The following is an 18,526-nucleotide window of genomic DNA, read 5'->3' as shown; positions in this document are numbered from 1 at the left end:
AGTGCGGCCCGGCCGGTTGCCCAGCCGGAACCCCTCACTTTTTACCCGAAGCCTTGGCGGCACCTTTGTTGGGCAGCAGGCTCCGAACCTTGCTCATCAGTGTTTTCGCTTCGACCTCGGCGGCAATTTCACCAGCGAGCTGGACGGCGAGCGCATGGAGGGCACTGCCGACCTTGCCGTTGGCGACTGCAGCAAGCGCACGGCCCTGCTTCGCGGCGCCGACGGCCTGCTTGACGTCGAGCGGAATGACGATGTCGATCTTGCGTTCGATCGACGCTTCGAAATCCTTGCGCGCGACTTCGGGCGGCGGATTCGTGCCGACGCGGTTGGCGACCATCGTCACTCTGGCGTGCGGCGCATTTGCTTTCAGGAAGCCGAGCAGGCGGATCGCATCGCGCGTCGAGGCCAGCGTCTGTTCGGTCACCACAACGACATGGTTGACGTCGCTGAGCAGGTGCGGGTGCTGCACGGCAACGGTGCGCGGCAGGTCCACGATCACCGTTTCGAAGGCATTGCGCATTTCTTCCTGAAGCTGGAACAGCGCACTGCCGTCGGTGATCAGCGGCTGGCTGATCGGCGCTTCCGCGGAAAGCACGGCGAGCTTGTCGCCCACGCGCACCATCGCACGCTCAATGAAGAGGCCGTCGATGCGGCTCGGGTTCTCGAGCGCGTCCGTGAGACCGCGGCCCGGTTCGAGATCGAACGAAAGCGCGCCCGTGCCGAACTGGACGTCAAGATCGAGAAGCGCCGTGGAACGGCCCTGGCTGTCGGCGGAGAGCCATGCGAGCGAGCTTGCCACGGTCGACGCGCCGACGCCGCCGCGCGTGCCGATCACCGCGATCGTCGTGCGCGGACGGTCGCTGGCATCGATCTCCACATGCTTCGGACCCTGCAGCGTGACCTGCGCGTGCATGAAGGTCTCGCGCATCGCGTCGGCGGACAGCGGCTTCAGCAGATAATCCTGCAGGCCGCTCGCGACGAGATCGCGGTAGAGCTTCACGTCGTTGATCATGCCGACCGCGATCACGATCGTCCCCGGCTCGCAGACTTCGGCAAGCGCGTTGATGTCATTCAGCGGGTCGCCCGATTCCGACAGATCGACGAGCAGCACCATCGGGCTCGACGAGACCGAGAGCGTCTGCACGGCGTTGCGAAGGCCGCCCTTGTTGACCTTCTCGACAGCCCAGCCGAGTTCGGCCGCGACGACCTTGACAGCGTCAGCGGTTTCGTCGTCGCAGACGAAGGCGTTGAAGGCGTCGCGTGCACCGACGCCGGTTTTCGGATTCCAAGGCGCGTTCATACCTGCATCCCCTCGTTTAGTTGCTGCCGGCCTGGCCGACGGTGCTCTTCACCTTGTTGGTGCCCTCGCCGGCCTTGCCCCGGTAGGTTTCGATGGCCTTCACTGTGGTGAGCGCATCGGTCCCCGTGTAGGGCTTGCCCGACACGAGGTCGTTTGCGTCGACGACCATCGCGGCAAGGTTGCTCTCGCTGGCGCAGCCGTAATTGCTCATCGTCGAGGCTTCGAATTCGAGCTGCGACGGCCGTGACCAATCCGGGCAATCCGGGACGCTGGCGGTCGCCCGCATCACGACCACGCGGGCGCCGCCGCTGCCTGCGCCCGGCGTGACCGGCACCTGATCGTTCAAGAGAAGTCCGTATTCGGCGAGAACCGAGGCGATCGCCGCGCGGCGAGCGCCCGAGCCGCTGCCGCTGTCGTCAACGCTGACGCGGTCGCCGTAGCGAACGCCAATGCCCTCGAACCATTCCGCAAGCGACTTGCGCTGCTCGCTGGAAAGCCCGTCGGAACCCGCATAGCCGAGATCATGAACGAGGATGGTCTGTGCGACGACCGCAGCCTTCGCCGAGGCCATGCCCGGATTGGGCGCGCTGCCGCCGCAGGCGCCGAGCGCGAGCGATGAGGCGAGAAGGGTGCCCGCTGCGAGGCGGCGCATGGTGATGGTCTTCATGGTCATGGTGCCCCTGTCCATCAATTGTTCGAGAAGCCGGGCGCGGCCGAGCTGGCGACCGTGGGCGGTCCGGCTGTCTTCGCTTCGGCGACCGGCGCCTTGGCGCCCTTGAATGTCTTGCCAAGCAGCCAGCGTTCCGCATCGTTCGGAACAGCAAGGCCGTCCGTTGGCAGCGTAAGGCGGGTGTTGGTCGGCTTCACGAGATAGGGCGTCACCACGATCACGAGTTCCGATTCGTCACGCGCGAAGCGATCCGATTTGAACAGTGCACCAAGGATCGGAAGATTGCCGAGCAGCGGCGTTTTTTCCTGGGTGGTGCCCACGCGATTGCGCAGGAGGCCGGCGATCATGAAGCTCTGGCCCGAGCCGAGCTCGATCGAGGTCTCGGCTCTGCGCGTGGTCAGTGCCGGGATCGAGATGTTGTCGAGGCGGATCGCACCGGCTTCGGAAAGCTCGGAGACTTCCGGACGAACGCGCAGGCTGATCCTTCCCCCGTCGAGTACGGTCGGCGTGAAGGCGATGCCCACGCCATATTCCTTGAATTCGACGCTGATACCGCCGTTGCCATCGCTCACGGCGATCGGGAACTCACCGCCCGCAAGGAAGCTGGCCGTTTCGCCCGAAAGCGCAGTCAGGTTCGGTTCTGCAAGGAGGGAGACGAGACCATCTTGTTCAAGCGCGTCGATCGCTGCGCCGACGTCCAGCCCGAATAGTGAAGCGACGCCGCCGATCGTCGTCGACCCAGAGCTTTGATTCAGCGTCCACGTTCCCGCGCTCGCATCATAGGTGAGCGCTCCGGTTCCACGTCCGCGCGCCATGCCGAACAGGAAGCCGCCGGTGTTGTCGATCGTCGTCAGATTGACGCCCAGTTCCTTCACCAGGCTGCGGCTCACCTCGGCAAACTTCACGCGGAGGTTCACCTGCGCTGGCGTTGCGGTCTGCAGCTTGTTGACGATGGCCTGGCCTTCGCCGACGAAGGTCTTGACGAGGCGCGTGGCCTCCTCAACCTCTTCGGCGCTGGCGACGGTGCCCGTGAGCAGCGTCATGCCGTTCATCGAATTGACCGTGATCGCGGCGCCCGGCATCGCAAGACCCAGCATCGTGCGGATCTGATCGATGTTCTGCGCGACGCGGACGTTCGCGGAATAGACGATGCGGCCGGCGCCGTCCGTCGCGTAGATCGTAGTTTCACCGGCGCCGACGCCGTAGACGTAGAGCAGGCGGTCGGACCGGACCTGCACGTCCGCGATCTTCTGGTTGGCGACGAACACGTCGCTCATCGACCGTTCAAGCCGGATCAGCGTGCCCTTGTTGACGCCGACGTTGAGCGAGGATGATGCCGATGTGATCGTCGTATCCTGCGCCCGGGTCGCCGGTGTGGCCATGGCGGCCAGCGACAGTGCGGCGGTGCAGCCGCACAAGATTGCCTTGAGCTTCATGTTATTCTGCCCCCACAGAAACTTCGGTCGTCTTGTTGCCGCGGAACACGCGAACGCTTGGGCCCGCAGGTTTTCCGGACTTCACGGCTACGGGACGCGGATCGAGATTGGACGCGAAACGCGAGACCTCGCCGCCGGTGGTGAACGACGGATTGCGATCGTTCGGCTGCATCTGGAGCGCGATCTGCATGTGCTTTTCCTGCGTGGCGTTCAGGTCGTCGCCGACCTCCACCTCGCCGGTCGCGATCATCTGTTCCAGCTCCTGCGTATTCTCCGCGAGCGGACGCAGGCTGAGCGAGATCTGGCCGAGCGTTTGTGCGACGGCGATCTTCTCGACGAATTTCGGAGGCACTTCGAACGTCACGGTGCGGCCGGTTTTCGGACCAGACCCTTCGCCGCCAAGTTCGTTCGTGCGCTGGTCGATCGCAAGCACGCGAACGTTGCGCATCATGGTTTCGGAAACACGCAGGGCCGGAGCCGGCGTGCCTTCCTCAGTATCGCCCTGATAGCTGACGCCGTGCGTGAGGATCATGTCCACGCGGTCGCCCGGGAACACGAAGCCGGCGACGCCGCTCTCTGCGTTGATCGAGACCGTGACGGCGCGCATCCCCGGCGTCAGCGCCGCGGCAAGGAAGCCGCGCTCGCCCGGCCCGACGATCGACCCCTTGGTGAGCGGCTGTCCGGCCGGAACCGAAACACGCACGACCTTGCCGTTCAGGCTTTCGAGATTGGTCTCGCCTTCAAGGAAGTAGACGTTCTCGACGAGATCTTTGGGCCAAGGCTGCAGCTTGAACATCTCGGCGTTGAGGATGGTGCCGAGCGGCAGCGGCTTGGTGGCGACGAGCACCTTCGGGCCCTTATGCTCGACCTCGCCAGCCTGCACTTGCTGTGTGCCGCTGTCGCTGACGAGAGCGCGTACGAAGAAGGCCGAGATACCCGCTATAACGAGCGCGCCGACCAGCAATATGATCTTCTTTACGTCCATGACCCCTGTAGCCTCCAGGCGAAAACCCCTGCGTGCACTATCCAGCCAATTGCTTAACAATCGGTTCGCCAAGCGCGACGAAGGTCGCGAGGCAGATTGCGCACCCGTATGGAATCTCCGGATTGCCCGCTTTTCCGCGCTTGCGGTGCCAGACGAGGTAGGCGAGCGTCAGGACGCCGCCGATGATCGACATGAGCACGAGCATACGCAGATACGGAATGGCGGGCAGCCAGAGCGCGAGCGCGGTAAGCAGCTTGACGTCACCGCCGCCCATGGCGCCCAACGCGAAGATTCCGGCGAAAACGGCGAACACGCCAATGGCCAGCAAGATCTGCCAGCCGACGAGCGGCCACAGCGCCTCTCCCGAGCCCAACCAGAAGGGAACGGCGAGCAGCGCGACGGCGGCATTGACGATGTTCGGAATGATACGCCGGGTTACGTCACTGTAAATGACATAGGCGAGCAGTACGAAAAGTACTGCGACGCTGATGATCTGAAGAGCCCCGGCCATGTCGACCGGTCCTAGACGTCATGACTGAAAAAAACGTAACCATGCGCCGTGACGCCCGACCCGCTCCCCGACGATACCTTGACCCGCCGCCGTTCGCTGCCCCCGGAGGCCCGCTGGGCGGACTGGATCGCCGCCGACGGTTGGCGCATCCGCACGGTGAGCTGGGCGCCGATGGCAGGCAAGCCGTCGATCCTGTTCCTGAACGGGCGCGCGGATTTCATCGAGAAGTATTCGGAGAGCTACTGGCACTGGCGGGACCGGGGCTATGGTCTCTTCACCTTCGACTGGCGAGGGCAGGGGGCTTCGGGACGTTTTCCGACCGGGGGCGGGGGATATTTCGACGCGTGGCTCGCTGACCTCGCCGGGCTTGCGGACCAATGTGCGGCGATGCTGGGCGGGCCGCTGGTGCTTGCGGGGCATAGCATGGGCGGGCATCTCGCGCTCCGGCACCTCGCGGCCGGGCATGCGTACCGCTATCGCCGTGCTGTGCTGTTTGCACCGATGGCGGGCATTGTCGCGCAGGGGGTGCCGCCGCGCGTGCTGTCCTGGCTTGCGCAGGCGCGCGTGAATGCAGGCGCGGGCGATACCTATCCGCCGCTGCAGGGGCCTTACGGGGAGCGCTCGCGCGGGGTCCATCGCCAACGCATCCTCACCAGCGATCCGGAGCGGTTCGCAGACGAAGCGTGGTGGATCGACGGAAACCCTGCGCTTGCTTTCGGCGGGGCGAACTGGCGCTGGGTGTTCGAGGCATCGTCCTCGTGCCGCGCGCTGGCCGCACGCGGTGTACCGGAGGCGATCAAGCTGCCTGTCGACGTGTTCATTGGCGAGAACGAGCGGTTGGTGGACGCGGCAGCAGCGCGGCGGCTCGTTCGGCGGTTGCCGGATGGACGTCTGCACGTCATTGCGGGTGCCGCGCATGAATTGCTGCGCGAGCGGAGCGCGGTGCAGGATGGCCTGCTCGCAGCGGTTGACGGGTTGGTGGCGTTATGACGGGTCGGTACGACGTTGTTGTCGTGGGGGCGGGCATCGGCGGTGCGAGCCTCGCGTGGTTTTTGAGCGAACGGGCCTCCGTGCTGCTGATTGAAGCTGAAGAACAGCCGGGCCTGCATAGTACCGGCCGCTCGGCGGCGTTCTTCGCCGAGACGTATGGTGGGCCCGGCGTGCAGCCGCTGACCGCCGCGTCAAAGGCCTTCATGCTCCAGCCGCCGGAGGGTTTCGCGGACGGTCCGCTCGTGACGCCGCGTGGTGCCCTTCATATCGCCGGGCCGGATGCGCGCGATACGCTCGATCAGATGGAAGGCGCGTTCCGGGCTTTGGGCGTTGCTGTTGAACGCCTTGATGCCGATCGGACGGCTGCGCGGGCGCCACTGCTCTCCCCTGCATGGCGGCAGTGCGGTCTGTGGGAGCCGGGATGCAGCGACATCGAAGTGGCGCGCCTGCACCAGGCGTTCCTCGCCGGTGCGCGGCGGCGTGGGGCTGCGCTTGTTACGGATGCGCGCGTTCGCGGCCTTGAGCGTCTCGGCGGGCGTTGGAGGATCGAAGCCGGCGCGGGGCATTTCGAAGCGGATGTGGTGGTGAACGCGGCGGGGGCGTGGGCGGATGAGGTCGCCGTGTTGGCGGGTACGCAGCCGCTGGGGGTGCAGCCGTTGCGGCGGACGATGGTCGTGGCGGATCTGGGCCAGCCTGTGGAAGCGGACCTGCCGGTTGTGCTGGATGCGGCGGGTGCCTTCTACTTCAAGCCCGACGCCGGGATGATGTGGGTTAGTCCCCACGACGAAACGCCGGTGCCGGCGAGTGATGTGCAGCCTGAGGAGCTGGACATTGCGATTGCCGTGGACCGGTTCGAGACCGCGACGACCGCGACGGTGCGTCGGGTGGTGCGGTCGTGGGCGGGGCTGCGGAGCTTCGCGCCGGATCGGCTTCCGGTGTACGGTTTTGCGTCGGACGCACCCGGCTTCTTCTGGTGCGCCGGGCAGGGCGGGTTTGGGGTGCAGACGTCACCCGCAGCCGGCGCGATGGCGGCGGCGTTGATCACGGGCGCGGCTTGGAGCGCGCCCGGCGTTGACCCCGAGCGCTACGCGCCCAGGCGGTTCAGTTGACCTTGCGGCGGCGTGCGGCGCCGATACCGATGAGGCCGAGGCCGAAAAGGCCGAGCATCGCCGGTTCCGGAACATCGCTCGTGTAGAAGTTCATCTGCGCGAGCTTGAACGAGTCCGGATAATCCCGGTACGCGCCGGCGTAATAGAGATCGGCCGCGATGATAACGACGTTGCCGTAGTGCCCGCCGGCATCGAAGCCGACATAGGGGCTGGAAGGGCTCGTCTTGATCTGGATTTCGTGCAGATCGGTTGAGAGATCCGGGAACGCCGCCTCGACATCGAGGAACTGGTTCCAGCCGGTGCTGACCGTGCCGATCAGGATCGTCGCGTCATTGTCCTTGGTCCAGTTGCCGCCGCTGTACATGTCGTAGGCATTGAGCACGACCGAAGAGGGCGAGACCAGCTGGTCGAACTGCAGGACGATATAGTCCTTGGAGCCCGCATTGTCCGTGGTGTGGCGACCCTGCGCGCCGCCGGCCCAGTTGCCGGTGCCGTTTCCGTCGCCGCCGCTGCCGACCGAACCTGCCGCCGTGACGCCAAGACCGCCATCGTAAAAGCCGAGGAACGCCTGCTCGTGATCGCCGCTGTTCCAGGTGCCGCCCTTGATGGTCCACGCCGTGGCGCGAACATTGACGATGCTGCCGTCCGATGCGGTGGTGGTGAAGTTGCGGACGTTGCCATCAGGGCCGTCGATGCCGCAGTTGACTGCGCAGCCGCCGCTGAGATCAAGGCTACCGATGGCGGCTGCTAAGGCGGGCGATGCCGCCAGCGCCGCAGCGGTTAGCGCGAGCGCGCCCAGCACTGCGCGGCTTGAATTCGACCTGATCACAATCAATCCCCTGTACGAACGCCCTGCGCCGAAGCACATTTGCACCCTCACAAGCAATTTATGTACCAGACGAGAAAAAGGCTTTGGATTCAATGCAGGCCGCGATCGTTGCGGATGCGTATGTAAAGCCTGCCGACGTTATGCGCGCGGCGCGAGCTCGGTGATCGCAAGATTGGCGAGCTCGTCGGCACGCTCGTTTTCGGCATGGCCATTGTGGCCCTTCACCCAATGCCATTCGACACGGTGGGGCGCGGCGGCGGCGATCAGCGCCTGCCACAGATCGGCGTTTTTGACCGGTTTCCGGTCCGCGGTACGCCATCCGTTCCGCTGCCAGCCGTGCACCCATTTGGTGATGCCGTCGCGCACGTAGACCGAATCGGTGGTAAGCTGCACGCTGCACGGACGCTTCAGCGCGTTCAGCGCCTCGATCGCCGCGGTGAGTTCCATGCGGTTGTTGGTCGTGAGCGGCTCAGCACCCCTCAACTCCCGCTCCTTGCCGTGCGCGCGGAGGATCGCGCCCCAGCCGCCGGGCCCGGGGTTGCCCTTGCAGGCGCCATCGGTGAACACCTCGACATCGGACGCAGCGCTCATTCGGCCTCGCGGTAGTGGAGAAGCCGCCGCGCGAAGGCCATCGGATCCTTGCGGGTGACGAGCGCGTCCGCCGGGGTGTTGACCCAGTCCCACGCGCGCGTGAGCAGGAAGCGCAGCGCCGACGCGCGGCGCAGCACGGGCATTGCGGCCGCCTCGGCATCAGAGATCGGGTGCGCGGCGCGGTAGCCCGCCTCCAGCGCTTCCGCACGTTCGGGATAGAAAACCGCACCGTCGTTGCTGAAGCACCAGGCGCCGTGCATCACGGCAAGGTCGTAGGCACGCGCGTCCGTACAGGCGAAGTAGAAATCGATGATGCCGGTGACGGTATCGCCGAGCGCGAGCATATTGTCCGGGAACAGATCGGCGTGGATCGTCGCCTGCGGCAGGTCGGCGCGCCAGTGCGCCTTCTGGAATGCCATCTCCGTCTCGATGAGCGGGCCAAGACCCGGATCGATCTCGCCCGCGCGCGGCAGGCACTTTGCCGCCAGCTCCAGCCGTCCTTCGTGGCCGAGCGCATTGGGGCGCGTTCCCTTGAAGTCCGCGGTTGCCGCGTGCAGGCGCCCGAGCGCTTCCCCGGCGGCATGGCACAGGGCGGGCGTGGGTTCGGTTACCGAAATCCCGGTGAGGAACTCGATCACGCACGCCGGCCGGCCCGCGAGATCCTGCAGGGCATCTCCGGCGCGGTCCTCGATCGGCTTCGGCACGGGCAGGCCGCGGTCCGCAGCGTGGCGCATCAGGGCGAGGAAATAGGGAAGATCGTCGGCAGCAACGCGCTTTTCATAGAGCGTCAGGATGTAACGTCCCTGCGTCGTGTCGATCAGGTAGTTCGAGTTCTCGACGCCTTCGGCTATGCCCTTGGCGGCGACAAGTTCGCCAATGTCGTAGCGTGCGACGAACGCGGACAAATCCTCCGCGGGAACATGCGTGTAAACAGCCACCGTCTACTCCGAGAGCACGCGCGGCAGCTTGAAGACGACGTCCTCGGTCGCGGTCGAGATCTGCTCGATGTCGAGCGTGCGGCGCGCGGCGAGCGTGTCCAGCAGCTCCTGAACGAGCACTTCGGGCGCGGATGCGCCAGCCGTGATGCCGACAGTGTCCGCATCGTCAAGCCAGGCCCAGTCCAGCTCGGCGGCGCGCTGAACGAGGTAGGCGCGGGCCCCGCAACGCTCGGCGACCTCGCGCAAGCGCAGAGAGTTCGAGGAATTGGGCGCGCCAATCACGAACACGACATCGCAATCGCCCGCGAGGGCCTTCACGGCGTCCTGCCGGTTCGATGTCGCGTAGCAGATGTCCTCGCCGCGCGGCGCCTGAATCTCCGGGAAGCGGCGGCGCAGCGTCTCGACGATTTCGTGCGTGTCGTCCACGGACAGGGTCGTCTGCGTGAGGAAGGCGATGCACGAAGGGTCCGCAACGGCAATGGTTTCGGCGTCCTCGATCGTTTCCACCAGCGTCATCGCGCCCTGCGGCACCTGCCCGAACGTGCCAATCACCTCGGGATGCCCGGCATGGCCGACGAAGATGATGTGCCGCCCCTGCTCGATCAGCCGCTCAGCCTGCCGGTGTACCTTCGACACGAGCGGGCATGTGGCGTCGACATAGACCATCTTGCGCGCCTCGGCGGCCTTCGGCACGCTTTTCGGCACGCCGTGCGCCGAGAAGATCACCGGCACGTCTTCCGGCACCTCGTCTAGTTCCTCGACGAACACGGCGCCCTTGGCGCGCAGGCCATCGACGACGAAGCGGTTGTGAACGATTTCGTGGCGCACGTAGACGGGCGCGCCCCACTTTTCGATCGCAAGCTCGACGATGCGGATGGCGCGGTCGACGCCGGCGCAGAAGCCGCGCGGCGCGGCCACCTTCACACGGAGGGGGCGTTTCAGATCAGGATCAATGTCGGCCATGGCGGCGCCCCCTCTACGCGATTGCTTGCCGCTTCAAAAGCCGGTTCCTATAGAAGCGGACGACAGGGGGTGCCAAAGGGCGCTCTCAGCCCGATGCGGGAAGGATCGTCACTCGTGCGCCAGTTTTTCGTTGTTGTGCCTGCGCTCCTCATGCTGGCAGCTTGCGGTGGCGGCAATCCGCTGAAGATCACGCGCAGCCCCTGCCCTGCGGCCGGTACGCTCCAGTACGCGAGCGAGGTGACGTTGTTCTCGCCGGAGACAAGCCGCGACGCGAACGCCATCGATGTGACCGCCGTGATCACCAACGTGCGCGCCACCTGCGCCGAATCGGCGGAGCGGCTGAATAGTCAGCTTTCGTTCGATGTCGTGGCACAGCGCGCGAACGCCAGCGGTGCGCGCGAAGTGACGCTGCCTTATTTCGCCGTTGTGCTGCGGGCGGGCGACCAGCTGCTCTCCAAGCAGCTCGGCAGCGTTACGCTGCGCTTCGATGACGGCCAGCTGCGTGCGCGCACGACCGGGTATGCGCGCAGCGACATCAGCCGCGCCGCTGCCGCGCTGCCCGAAAACATCGCACGCGAGCTGACCCGTGAGCGCAAGCCGGGCGACGCCGACGCCGCGATCGACCCGCTGGCCGCGCCGGAAGCGCGAAGCGCATTGAAGAACGCCAGCTTCGAACTTCTGGTCGGCTTCCAGCTCGACGATGCGGCGCTCGCGTACAACGTCGGAAAGTGAAAGCGCGGTTCCGGCGCATCCGGGACCGTCGTTTCGAGGATAAACGTTGAGAAATGCGGCGATCGGGGGTACATCCAACCCACGATACCCAGTTGCCATCATTTGCTTCCCGCTTTGATTAATTTGCTTGGCTTCCTGCCGACAACGAAGCTGTAGTGGGGAGAGATCATGAATATATTGATGGTTGGAATGGCTGTTACTTTGACGATAACAGCCGCCAGTGGCGCCAGCGCCCAGATGTTTACCTTTGAATCGCAAAATGACACGCCTGCGACGGTTGGCGGCGTCGGGGCCGACGGTGCGCCCTTCGGCGGCGCTTACTGGACAGGCAAAAGCAACGCGACCTTCGCGGACGGCCGCAAGACCACGAGCACGACGAAATGCATATCGATGAGCCAGCCACCGCGCGACTCGATCTTCATGATGCACGGCGCGTGCGACATCGTTTCGAACGACGGCACGTTCAGCGCGCTGATGGGCTGCAACTTTGTCGACAAGGCCGGCACGGAAACGAGCTGCGTGGGCGGCCTCGTCGGCAAGACGGGCGCCTATGCTGGGCGGCGCGGGACGTTGACGCTGCATGGTAAGGGCGCGGCGGCGAAGGGCACGGGGCAGTGGCTCGAATAACGCCGCTTACCCAACAGGCCTGATACGGAAAGGGCGGCCTGGCGACGTGCCGCCCTTTTCACGCCTGTTCCGATCAGCCCCGTTGACAGAATCCCTGCCGCCCCGCATGGAGGCCATGCCGTCGGTGCTCCGGCATCGGTGACGCGCGGGAGAGTCCGCATTCTTCGGAATGCGGCGCCGAAGGAGCAACCGCCCCCGGAATCTCTCAGGCCCATGGACCGCGCGGCCATCTTGTACGGCGCTCTGGAAAGCGGATGCGGCTTCGGGCGCATCCCACCGACGGGGTAAGCGCAGGCCCGGCCAGCGCGAAACTCTCAGGTTCCGTGACAGATGGGGGCGGCCCGGTGCGGCTTTGCATCGGGAATCTGTGTCACGAACGGAGCCCTGATGTCTGAATCCGATGAAACCGCGCTGACGCTGCCGCTCGATGCCCTGCATCGCGAACTCGGCGGGCGCATGGTGCCGTTCGCAGGCTATGCCATGCCCGTGCAGTTCGAAGGCATCATGGCCGAGCACAGCTGGACGCGCGAGAGCGCCGGCCTGTTCGACGTGAGCCACATGGGGCAGCTGGAATTTCGCGGCCAGGACGTTGCTGCCGCGCTCGAGAGCCTGATGCCCGGCGATTTCCTGGCGCTGCGCGAGAACCGGATGCGCTATTCGCTGCTGCTCGACGACAACGGCGGCATCATCGACGACCTGATGGTGACGAACCGCGGCGATCATTTCTATGTCGTCGTCAACGGTGCGACGAAGCACGGCGACATTGCGCACATTGCGGCGCGACTTGCGGACGGCGTATCGCTCGTTCACCGCACCGATCTCGCGCTGCTCGCGCTGCAGGGGCCGAAGGCGGTGGATGCGCTGGCGCGCGTCGCGGGCGAAGTTTCGACCCTGGTATTCATGAAGGCAGGGGCCTTCCGCATTGAGGATGTGGACGTGTGGGTAAGCCGCTCCGGCTACACGGGCGAGGACGGCTTCGAGATTTCGGTGCCTGCAGAGCACGTCGAAGCCGTTGCCCGCGCGCTGCTGGCTCAGCCCGAAGTGAAGCCGATCGGCCTTGGCGCGCGCGATTCGCTGCGGCTGGAGGCAGGGCTGCCGCTCTATGGCCACGACCTTTCCACGGCCTCTACGCCGATCGAGGCCGATCTCGGCTTTGCGATTTCCAAGCGCCGCAAGGTCGAAGGCGGGTTTCCGGGCGCGGAGCGTATTCTCGGCCAGTTGCTGAACGGTGCGCCGGTGAAGCGCATCGGGCTGCGCGTCGAAGGCAAACTGCCCGCGCGCGAAGGCGCCGAGATTTTCGCCGGGACCGAGAAGGTGGGCGTCGTCACCTCGGGCGGGTTCGCGCCCACGGTAGGCGCGCCGATCGCGATGGGCTTCGTTTCGGCGAGCTATGCCGCCGACGGCACCGCGCTTGAAATCGATGTTCGCGGACGGCGGCTCGCCGCCGTTGTCGCGCCCATGCCGTTCGTTCCGCACCGTTATGTCAGACAGGGAGGCCAGTGATGACCGTCTATTATTCGAAAGAGCACGAGTGGGTCCGCGTTGAGGGCGACACCGCCACCGTGGGCATCACCGATTATGCGCAGGGCCAGCTCGGCGACGTGGTGTTTGTTGAGCTTCCCGCCGTGGGCAAGGCGCTGGTGCAGGGCAAGGATGCCGCCGTCGTCGAATCGGTGAAGGCCGCGAGCGAGGTCTATGCGCCGATTTCGGGTAGCGTCAGTGAAGTGAACGATGCCCTCGAAGCCGATCCGGCGCTCGTTAACAGCGCTGCGGAAACCGATGGCTGGTTCTTCAGGATGAGCATCGGCAACGCTGCCGAGCTTTCCGGCCTGATGGACGCGGACGCCTACGCCGCGTTCTGCGCGGACCTGTAGTCGCGATGGCGCGGCAGCACAATTTCGATCCAGCCGAATACGCCGCCCACGCGTCGTTCGTGCCTGCGCTCGGGGCTGCCGTGCTTGGGCTGCTTGCGCCGAAGGCGGGCGAGCGCATCCTCGATCTGGGCTGCGGCGACGGCGTGCTGACGCTGAAGCTCGTCGAGGCGGGGGCGAGCGTGCTCGGCACCGATGCTGATCCGGCGATGGTGGCAGCTGCGCGCGCCAAGGGCCTCGACGCCGAGGTGATGGACGGCCAGCGGCTGACCTTCGACGGCGGTTTCGATGCCGTGTTCTCGAACGCAGCGCTGCACTGGATGCCCGACACGGCGGCGGTGTTCGCGGGGGTGCACCGCGCCTTGGAGCCGGGCGGGCGCTTCATCGCCGAATGCGGTGGTTTCGGTAACATCGCCGCGATCCGCGCGGGCCTGCGCGGCGTGCTGAAGGCGCGCGGCTATGCCGTGCCTGGCCATGAGGACCAGGTCTACATGACCGCACCGCAGGCGCGCGCCGCGCTGGAGGCTGCGGGATTCGCGGTTGAGGTGTGCGACATCATCCCGCGCCAGACGCCGCTCGCGAGCGGCATGGCGGCGTGGCTCACGACGTTTCGCACCGGTTTCCTCGATGCGCTCAAGGTCACGGACAGCGACCGGCAGGCGGTGATCGATGAGACTGTCGAACTTCTCCGTCCCATCCTCTGCGATGCGGACGGCAACTGGATGGCGGATTACGTGCGGCTGCGCTTCGCAGCCACAAAACCGGAGTAGCGAATGCGATACCTGCCCCTCACTGCCGACGACCGCGCCGCGATGCTCGGCAAGATCGGCGCGCCGAGCGTTGACGACCTGTTCCGCGACGTGCCCACCGCCGCGCGGCTTTCCGGCCCGGTGGAAGGCCTGCCGCTCCACATGAGCGAGATGGAGGTGGAGCGCGCGCTCTCCGCGATGGCGCGGAAGAACCTGACGGCAACGCACGTGCCCTTCTTCCTCGGCTGCGGCGCCTACAAGCACCATGTGCCGGCGAGCGTCGATCACCTAATCCAGCGTGGCGAGTTCCTGACCAGCTACACGCCCTACCAGCCCGAGATCGCGCAGGGCACGCTGCAGTATCTGTTCGAGTTCCAGACGCAGGTCGCGCGGCTGACCGGCATGGATGTGGCGAACGCCTCGATGTACGACGGCTCCACGGCGTGCGTGGAAGCGATCTTCATGGCGCGGCGCGTGACCCGCAGGGCGAAGGCGCTGCTCTCGGCGGGGCTGCATCCGCACTATGTCTCGGTCGCGAAGACGCTGACGCACTTTACCGATGATGAAGTGGTCGCCACCGTGCCGACGCTGACGGACGGTGCGCCGGGTGATGATATCGCCGCGCTCATCGCGGCGATCGACGACGAGACGAGCTGCGTCGTCGTGCAGAACCCAAACCTCTTCGGCCACGTCGCCGACCTTTCGGAGCTTGCCGCGCGCTGCCACGAGAAGGGCGCGCTGCTGATCGCGGTTGTGACGGAAGCTGTCGCCTTCGGCGCGGTCCGTTCGCCGGGCGCGATGGGCGCGGACATCGTTGTGGGCGAGGGCCAGTCGATCGGCGGCGGGCTCAGCTTCGGCGGGCCGTATCTCGGCCTCTTCGCCTGCAACCACAAGCATGTCCGTCAGATGCCGGGGCGGCTGTGCGGCGAGACGGTGGACGCCGAAGGCAAGCGCGGCTTCGTGCTGACGCTCTCGACGCGCGAGCAGCATATCCGCCGCGAGAAGGCGACGTCGAACATCTGCACCAACTCCGGGCTCATCAGCCTTGCGTTCACGATCCACATGAGCTTGCTCGGCGAGAAGGGGCTGCGCGACCTTGCGGCGCTCAACCACGCCCGCGCGGTGCAGGTGGCGGAGCGGCTGGCGGCGATTCCGGGCGTCGACCTGCTGAACGGGCCGTTCTTCAACGAGTTCACGCTGCGGCTTTCCGTCGAGGCGCGGCCCGCGATCCGGCGCATGGCGGACGCGGGCGTGCTCGGCGGCGTTGCGCTCGGGCGGCTCTATCCGGGCGAGGCGAGCCTCGCGAACGGTGTCGTGGTTGCCGTGACGGAAACGCAGACGGACGAGGACATCGACAGACTTGTCGCAGCGTATGAGGAGGCCGTGTCATGCTGAACCGTCAGGGACGCGAAACGGCGCCGGGCGCCATCGAGACCGGCGAGATCGAGACCTTCACCGGAAACCGGGGCCTTGCGCTCGAAGAGCCGCTCATCTTCGAGATCGGCGACAGCACGCGCACGGGTGTCGACCTGCCCGCGCCGCCGAAGGTTGCGTCGCGGCTCGGCGGGCTGGAGCGCGAGGCGATCGGGCTGCCCGGTCTGTCGGAGCCCGAGGTCGTGCGCCACTACACGCGGCTCAGCCGCCAGAACTTCGCGATCGACATGGGCCTGTTCCCGCTCGGCTCGTGCACGATGAAGCACAACCCGCGCCTCAACGAAAAGATGGCGCGCCTGCCCGGCTTTTCGGACATCCACCCGCTGCAGCCGGTGGACAGCGTGCAGGGTGCGCTCGAACTCATCGATAGTCTCGCGCATTGGCTGAAAACGCTGACCGGGATGCCCGAAGTCGCCATGAGCCCGAAGGCGGGCGCACACGGCGAGCTTTGCGGGATGCTCGCGATCCGCGCGGCGCACGAGGCGCGCGGCGAGACGCGCAAGGTGGTTCTGGTTCCCGAATCGGCGCACGGCACCAATCCCGCCACGGCGGCCTTCTGCGGCTATGAGGTGGAGAATATCCCGGCGACCCCGGCGGGCCGTGTCGATCTCGCGGCGCTGAAGGCGCGGCTCGGCACGGATGTGGCGGCGGTGATGATCACCAACCCGAACACGTGTGGCCTGTTCGAGCCCGACATGATCGCGATTTGCGAGGCCGTGCACGCGGCGGGCGCTTACGTTTACTGTGACGGCGCCAACTTCAACGCCATCGTCGGCAAGGTTCGCCCCGGCGACCTCGGCATCGACGCCATGCACATCAACCTCCACAAGACCTTCTCGACACCGCACGGCGGCGGCGGGCCGGGCGCGGGGCCAGTGGTATTCTCGGCGGCACTGGCGCCGTTCGCGCCGCTTCCGTTCGTGCGCCACACGGGCACGCATTATGAGCTGGTCGAGGAAGAGCAGGCGCACGGCAAGGGCGACGGGCACGCGCGGAGCTTCGGCCGCATGGTCGCGTTCCACGGCCAGATGGGCATGTTCGTGCGTGCGCTCAGCTATATCATGAGCCATGGCGCCGATGGTCTACGGCAGGTAGCCGAGGATGCCGTGCTGAACGCGAACTACGTGCTGCGCAGCCTCGACGACGTGATGACCGCGCCGTTCGGCACGTCGGGGCCGTGTATGCACGAGGCGCTGTTCGACGATCATTTCCTCGACGGCACCGGCGTCACCACGATCGACATCGCCAAGGCGCTGATCGACGAGGGCTATCACCCGATGACGATGTACTTCCCGCTCGTCGTCCACGGCGCGATGCTGATCGAGCCCACGGAAACCGAGAGCAAGGCAACGCTCGACCAGTTCATCGCGACGCTGCGGCATCTCGTGGCGCGCGCGAAGGCGGGTGAGGCGGAGCACTTCAAGGCCGCGCCGCACCTCGCCCCGCGCCGCCGTCTCGACGAGACGCTGGCCGCCCGGAAACCCGTGCTGAGCTGGGTGCCGGAGAGCATCGCAGCGGAGTAGGCAAACCGCCTGTTAAGCGCAGGTGTGGCAAAAACGGCGGCGATGGGAATGATCGCATATTATCTGATCGCGGTGAACCTCACCGCCTTCGCCGCCTATGTCCGGGACAAGCATTTGGCTGAGACGGGCGGACGCCGGATTTCGGAAAACACGCTGCTCGGCCTTGCCTTTATCGGCGGTTCGCCAGGTGCGTGGGCGGCGATGCGGCTGGCACGCCACAAGACACGAAAGACATCTTTTCAGACAAGTTTCCGCGCGCTTTTGGCGCTGCAGATTGTGCTTCTTGTCGCGGCGTCCACCGAGCGCGGACGCGCTTTCCTGACCTTGCTCGTCTAACCTTCGGGATCGGCGGTGAATTCGCTGAAGCGCCAGCCTTCAGCCCCTTTGTCGAAGTAGAAGACATAGGGCGTGCAGAACACGACGAAGCGGTCCTCCTCCGGCTGTGGCTGCGCCCTGCCCATGCACTCGCGGACGGCGGGCGTGAACAGGCCCATCCAGATCGAATCGAAGCGGTCGGCGCTGAGCTCCTGGCCTTCGAACAGGAAGGGGAAGCGGGTCAGCGCCTTGACGGTCGCGGCGTCGCCTGTGGCGGCGGCAGTGGCGAAGCGGGTCCAGTCCGGCGCGAATGAGGCGACGGCGCCGGGGCTGCTCGTCGCGGCGGCCGGTCCCAGTTCCAGCTTCAGGATGCGCTTGTCGTCCCACTGTTCGTGGTAGGTGATGCGGGCACGCATTCCGTTTTCGATTGCGACGGGCGGATCGCCCCGGTTCGTGAAGCTGGCACCCGAAGGCTGGAAGCCGCGCCAGTAGCCGAACGTGACGCCGCCGACGGTGAAGCCTTCCCATGTGCGGTAACGATAGCCGATGTCGCCCCGGCTGCGGGCTTCGCGGCGTTCCCGCGTCCAGGCATCGCTGACGACGCCTTCGGCCACCTTGATGTCGTGGCCATCGGCCATCACGCCTTTCATCGCGTGATAGTCCCAAAGCGGAATGAGCATGATCAGGAACGTGAGCGCGGCGAACACCAGCAGCACCTTCGACCAGCGCTGCGTCTTGCTGCGCCAGCGCCCGATGGCCGCCAGCGCGAGCAATGCGAGCGGGATCGCGAAGAAGACCCATTCCTCGTAGCGCGTGTTCGCGATGTCGAAGACCGTCCGCATCAATGTGTCGTGCCCGCCCGTGCCCTGCGGCCGGATGCTGCGGCGTTTCACTGCGCTGTGCAAGCCATCAACCCAAACCCCTGTTGACCGCCACGCATCGCCCGTCCAAAA

At 66.0% G+C, this 18,526-nt stretch carries 20 protein-coding genes and 2 riboswitches; of the genes, 10 read left to right on the top strand and 10 right to left on the bottom strand.

The features are described 5' to 3' along the window. Window positions 1–34: 34 nt before the first annotated feature. From AAC014_RS00190 to AAC014_RS00170, 5 genes are read right to left on the bottom strand one after another with little or no spacing between them, the layout of a single operon-like run. Window positions 35–1,300, bottom strand: a complete 1,266-nt coding sequence (locus tag AAC014_RS00190; RefSeq protein WP_339702622.1) for a pilus assembly protein CpaE — start codon at window positions 1,298–1,300, stop codon at window positions 35–37. Between the two features lie 16 nt (window positions 1,301–1,316). Next, entirely contained in the window at window positions 1,317–1,973 is a 657-nt protein-coding gene (locus AAC014_RS00185) for a CpaD family pilus assembly protein (protein WP_339702619.1), read from the bottom strand. A gap of 14 nt (window positions 1,974–1,987) precedes the next feature. Then, on the bottom strand, window positions 1,988–3,406 hold the full coding sequence (locus AAC014_RS00180; RefSeq protein ID WP_339702616.1) for a type II and III secretion system protein family protein: 1,419 nt from the start codon (window positions 3,404–3,406) through the stop codon (window positions 1,988–1,990). Between the two features lies 1 nt (window position 3,407). After that, window positions 3,408–4,391, bottom strand: a complete 984-nt coding sequence (gene cpaB / locus AAC014_RS00175) for a Flp pilus assembly protein CpaB (RefSeq protein WP_339702613.1) — start codon at window positions 4,389–4,391, stop codon at window positions 3,408–3,410. Window positions 4,392–4,428: 37 nt separating this feature from the next. Continuing rightward, on the bottom strand, window positions 4,429–4,902 hold the full coding sequence (locus tag AAC014_RS00170; protein WP_339702611.1) for a prepilin peptidase: 474 nt from the start codon (window positions 4,900–4,902) through the stop codon (window positions 4,429–4,431). A 48-nt stretch (window positions 4,903–4,950) separates the two neighbouring features. Between AAC014_RS00170 and AAC014_RS00165 the strand changes: the two genes are divergently transcribed. Together AAC014_RS00165 and AAC014_RS00160 are read left to right on the top strand one after the other, a co-directional pair. After that, on the top strand, window positions 4,951–5,892 hold the full coding sequence (locus tag AAC014_RS00165; protein ID WP_339702609.1) for an alpha/beta hydrolase: 942 nt from the start codon (window positions 4,951–4,953) through the stop codon (window positions 5,890–5,892). Then, on the top strand, window positions 5,889–7,001 hold the full coding sequence (locus AAC014_RS00160; protein ID WP_339702606.1) for an FAD-binding oxidoreductase: 1,113 nt from the start codon (window positions 5,889–5,891) through the stop codon (window positions 6,999–7,001). The genes AAC014_RS00165 and AAC014_RS00160 overlap by 4 nt, the downstream gene beginning before the upstream one ends. Here AAC014_RS00160 and AAC014_RS00155 read toward each other — a convergent pair. The 4 genes from AAC014_RS00155 to ispH all read right to left on the bottom strand — a co-directional run bounded on the left by AAC014_RS00155 (window position 6,994) and on the right by ispH (window position 10,322). Then, window positions 6,994–7,830 carry a PEP-CTERM sorting domain-containing protein gene (locus AAC014_RS00155; RefSeq protein WP_339702603.1) on the bottom strand — a complete coding sequence of 279 codons (837 nt, stop codon included), beginning with the start codon at window positions 7,828–7,830 and terminating at the stop codon, window positions 6,994–6,996. The two genes, AAC014_RS00160 and AAC014_RS00155, sit on opposite strands and share 8 nt — an antisense overlap. A 138-nt stretch (window positions 7,831–7,968) precedes the next feature. After that, a complete protein-coding gene (gene rnhA / locus AAC014_RS00150) occupies window positions 7,969–8,421 on the bottom strand; it encodes a ribonuclease HI (RefSeq protein ID WP_339702600.1) in 453 nt (150 codons plus the stop codon). Further along, entirely contained in the window at window positions 8,418–9,359 is a 942-nt protein-coding gene (thrB, locus tag AAC014_RS00145; RefSeq protein WP_339702597.1) for a homoserine kinase, read from the bottom strand. The genes rnhA and thrB overlap by 4 nt, the downstream gene beginning before the upstream one ends. Window positions 9,360–9,362: 3 nt before the next feature. Continuing rightward, window positions 9,363–10,322, bottom strand: coding sequence for a 4-hydroxy-3-methylbut-2-enyl diphosphate reductase (ispH, locus tag AAC014_RS00140; protein WP_339702594.1), 960 nt, complete (start codon window positions 10,320–10,322; stop codon window positions 9,363–9,365). 114 nt (window positions 10,323–10,436) lie between these two features. On the opposite strand from ispH, the gene AAC014_RS00135 reads away from it, so the two are divergent. The 8 genes from AAC014_RS00135 to AAC014_RS00100 all read left to right on the top strand — a co-directional run bounded on the left by AAC014_RS00135 (window position 10,437) and on the right by AAC014_RS00100 (window position 17,594). After that, the gene (locus AAC014_RS00135; protein WP_339702591.1) at window positions 10,437–11,054 is read left to right on the top strand and encodes a hypothetical protein; all 618 of its coding nucleotides are present in this window, start codon (window positions 10,437–10,439) and stop codon (window positions 11,052–11,054) included. Window positions 11,055–11,291: 237 nt separating this feature from the next. Beyond that, the gene (locus AAC014_RS00130; RefSeq protein WP_339702588.1) at window positions 11,292–11,681 is read left to right on the top strand and encodes a hypothetical protein; all 390 of its coding nucleotides are present in this window, start codon (window positions 11,292–11,294) and stop codon (window positions 11,679–11,681) included. Window positions 11,682–11,817: 136 nt separating this feature from the next. Beyond that, window positions 11,818–11,912, top strand: a riboswitch (glycine riboswitch). A gap of 2 nt (window positions 11,913–11,914) precedes the next feature. After that, window positions 11,915–12,021, top strand: a riboswitch (glycine riboswitch). Window positions 12,022–12,068: 47 nt separating this feature from the next. Further along, window positions 12,069–13,184, top strand: coding sequence for a glycine cleavage system aminomethyltransferase GcvT (gcvT, locus tag AAC014_RS00125; protein WP_339702585.1), 1,116 nt, complete (start codon window positions 12,069–12,071; stop codon window positions 13,182–13,184). Beyond that, entirely contained in the window at window positions 13,184–13,555 is a 372-nt protein-coding gene (gene gcvH / locus AAC014_RS00120) for a glycine cleavage system protein GcvH (RefSeq protein ID WP_293779230.1), read from the top strand. The genes gcvT and gcvH overlap by 1 nt, the downstream gene beginning before the upstream one ends. Before the next feature lie 5 nt (window positions 13,556–13,560). Continuing rightward, window positions 13,561–14,322 carry a methyltransferase domain-containing protein gene (locus AAC014_RS00115; RefSeq protein WP_339702576.1) on the top strand — a complete coding sequence of 254 codons (762 nt, stop codon included), beginning with the start codon at window positions 13,561–13,563 and terminating at the stop codon, window positions 14,320–14,322. A gap of 3 nt (window positions 14,323–14,325) precedes the next feature. Beyond that, window positions 14,326–15,696, top strand: a complete 1,371-nt coding sequence (gene gcvPA, locus AAC014_RS00110) for an aminomethyl-transferring glycine dehydrogenase subunit GcvPA (RefSeq protein WP_339702574.1) — start codon at window positions 14,326–14,328, stop codon at window positions 15,694–15,696. Continuing rightward, the gene (gene gcvPB / locus AAC014_RS00105; protein ID WP_339702571.1) at window positions 15,690–17,258 is read left to right on the top strand and encodes an aminomethyl-transferring glycine dehydrogenase subunit GcvPB; all 1,569 of its coding nucleotides are present in this window, start codon (window positions 15,690–15,692) and stop codon (window positions 17,256–17,258) included. The genes gcvPA and gcvPB overlap by 7 nt, the downstream gene beginning before the upstream one ends. A gap of 42 nt (window positions 17,259–17,300) precedes the next feature. Further along, window positions 17,301–17,594, top strand: coding sequence for a DUF1294 domain-containing protein (locus AAC014_RS00100; protein ID WP_339702568.1), 294 nt, complete (start codon window positions 17,301–17,303; stop codon window positions 17,592–17,594). Here the strand turns inward: AAC014_RS00100 and AAC014_RS00095 are convergent. Next, window positions 17,591–18,466, bottom strand: a complete 876-nt coding sequence (locus tag AAC014_RS00095; protein ID WP_339702565.1) for a hypothetical protein — start codon at window positions 18,464–18,466, stop codon at window positions 17,591–17,593. The two genes, AAC014_RS00100 and AAC014_RS00095, sit on opposite strands and share 4 nt — an antisense overlap. Window positions 18,467–18,526: the final 60 nt, after the last annotated feature.

Origin of the sequence: uncultured Sphingosinicella sp. (assembly GCF_963974575.1) — a bacterium.
In the GTDB taxonomy this organism is placed as follows: Bacteria; Pseudomonadota; Alphaproteobacteria; order Sphingomonadales; family Sphingomonadaceae; genus Sphingosinicella.
This window is presented reverse-complemented; position numbering and strand designations above follow the sequence as displayed.